The following is a 2,544-nucleotide window of genomic DNA, read 5'->3' on the forward strand; positions in this document are numbered from 1 at the left end:
AAACTGCAATACGGAGGCACGACCTTATTTCTTTGTCTAATAATTGCTCTAATGCATATTTTACGGCATTGGGATAATCATTAAACGATGCTATAGCTATTTTATGACCGGATGATATGATGTTTTTAAAAAGACGTACTAATTGCTCTTCATTTTTCCAACCTAAGTTTTCATTATCTAAAAAATTTTCCATCAGCTCTATAGTGAATTTTTGTTCAAGCCTAGCTATTTCTTGATCACGTTCCTCATCATATGAGCTAAAAAAGCGATTCCGTATATTACGTGCTATTAAGCCTCCTAACCTCTCCCCTATATAATTATGCGAATGCCTTTTAACTAAAGTGTCGTCAAAATCAAATATAAATAGTGCTATATTATCGTTCATTAATTTCTCTTATTTTAAAGTTTGAAAATTCTTAGTAATTTTTATTCTGTAGTTAAACCAATTTCTTTTTCAAGAACTTTATTCCAATTTTTGGTATTTTAGTGTATAATACGGAAAACTATTGTAAACTTGTGAGAATTTTTAAAGATGACATCTATTCGTAATATAGCAATTATTGCCCACGTTGATCATGGGAAAACTACGCTTGTTGATAATATGCTTAAACAAAGCGGGACATTTAGAGCTAACCAAGCAGTAGCCGAGCGTGTTATGGATTCTAACGATCTTGAACGTGAGCGTGGAATAACAATACTAGCCAAATGCACTGCTCTTATGTGGAACGATATCCGTATTAATATCGTTGATACACCTGGACATGCTGATTTTGGCGGTGAAGTAGAACGCATATTAAGTATGGTTGACGGTGTTGTGTTACTTGTCGACGCTTCTGAAGGACCAATGCCACAAACAAAATTCGTACTTTCTAAAGCTTTAAATCTCGGCTTAAAACCTATCGTTGTTATTAATAAAATCGATAGAGACGACCAAAGAATTAAAGAAGTTATCGACGAAGTATTCGAGCTATTTGTGGCACTCGAAGCAAATAACGATCAGCTTGATTTCCCTATAGTTTACGCATCAGGTAGAGCAGGTAGAGCTTCTTTAAACTTTGATGATAAAATTAATCCTTTAGATAATTTAGCAGATGATTTAGCTCCACTTTTCGACCTAATAGTAAAACATGTACCAAAACCCGCAGCTGACGATAAAGCACCGTTTTCTATGCTTGTTACTACTAGAGAATATAATTCTTTCTTCGGTAGGGTTTTAACGGGGCGTGTACAAAGCGGCACTGTTAAAATCAATCAAAACGTAAAAGTATTAAATCGTGAGAATAAAGTACTTGAAACCGGACGTATCACTAAAATATTAGCATTTAGAGGTTTAGAGAGAATCGCTATAGATGAGGCTACAGCCGGCGATATTATTGCCGTAGCAGGCGTTGAAAACGCCAACGTTGCCGATACTATTTGTTCACCTGAAGTAACCGAAGCTGTATCATCTCTACCTATTGACCCCCCAACTTTATCCATGACCTTTAGCGTTAATGACTCACCGCTTGCAGGAAGTGAAGGGACAAAAGTTACATCGAGCTTGATTGGAGCTAGGTTAATGCGTGAGCTTGAGAGTAACGTCGCACTAAAAGTTACCGAAGCTGCTGAAAAAAATGCTTTCCAAGTTGCAGGACGAGGAGAATTACAGCTTGGGATCTTAATCGAAACTATGCGTCGTGAAGGGTTTGAGTTATCTATTAGCAGACCTGAAGTATTATTCCAAACCGATGGGAAAGGTAATAAGCAAGAGCCTATGGAAGAAATCCAAGTTGACGTTGATGACGATTATGTTGGAGTAGTCGTAAAATCTTTAGCACTTAGAAAAGCCGAAATGACTGATATGAGACCGTCAGGCGGAGGTAAAAGCCGTGTTACGTTTATTGGGCCTTCTAGAGGGTTAATCGGCTATCACAGTCAGTTTTTAACCGAAACACGAGGCACGGGGATTATGAATCGTATTTTCCACGGATATGCCGATTATAAAGGAGCTATCGAGGGAAGACGTAGCGGCGTACTTATCTCTAACGGTGACGGGGTAGCAGTTGCATATGCTCTATGGAATCTAGAAGAAAGAGGAAAAATGTTTATAAATCCTAGCGATAAAGTATATAGAGGGATGATTATCGGCGAACATAATCGTGATAATGATTTAGAGGTCAACCCGCTAAAAGCGAAGCAACTAAGCAACGTTAGAGCATCGGGTAAAGATGAGGCTATAAGACTAACGCCGCCGATGCTTTTAACTCTAGAGAAGGCAATTAGCTATATACAGGATGATGAAAGGGTTGAAGTAACACCGAAATCTATTCGTCTGCGTAAGGCTCTACTTGACCCTAACGACCGTAAAAGAGCTGCGAAGTAGGCATTGACTAGAAAAATTGTTGTCCGTCATTGCGAGGAAAAACTGTAAGTTTTATACGTCCGCAATCTCAGGATATTTGACGAGATTGCCACGCTCCTTTCAGTCGCGGCGTTGTTGCATGGCTACCAAATCGTCATTGCGAGACGCGAAGCGACGTGGCAATCTAGAAAAAATAATAAAAA

At 38.6% G+C, this 2,544-nt stretch carries 1 protein-coding gene and 1 pseudogene; one reads left to right on the plus strand and one right to left on the minus strand.

Annotation, left to right across the window (positions count from 1 at the left end; genetic code table 11):
- A pseudogene (locus KYQ89_RS07725) lies at positions 1-385 on the minus strand (hypothetical protein); the annotation flags it as partial.
- Positions 386-532: 147 nt separating this feature from the next.
- Here KYQ89_RS07725 and typA point away from each other — a divergent pair.
- Complete coding sequence (gene typA / locus KYQ89_RS03125) at positions 533-2,362, plus strand: translational GTPase TypA (RefSeq protein ID WP_218460363.1); 1,830 nt, start codon at positions 533-535, stop codon at positions 2,360-2,362.
- Positions 2,363-2,544: the final 182 nt, after the last annotated feature.

Source organism: Rickettsia sp. TH2014, assembly GCF_019249195.1.
GTDB classification, from domain to species: domain Bacteria; phylum Pseudomonadota; class Alphaproteobacteria; order Rickettsiales; family Rickettsiaceae; genus Rickettsia; species Rickettsia felis.

Coding starts and splice junctions, on each gene's coding strand:
- typA (WP_218460363.1), top strand. CDS start 533: ATGACATCTATTCGTAATATAGCAATTATTGCCCACGTTGATCATGGG.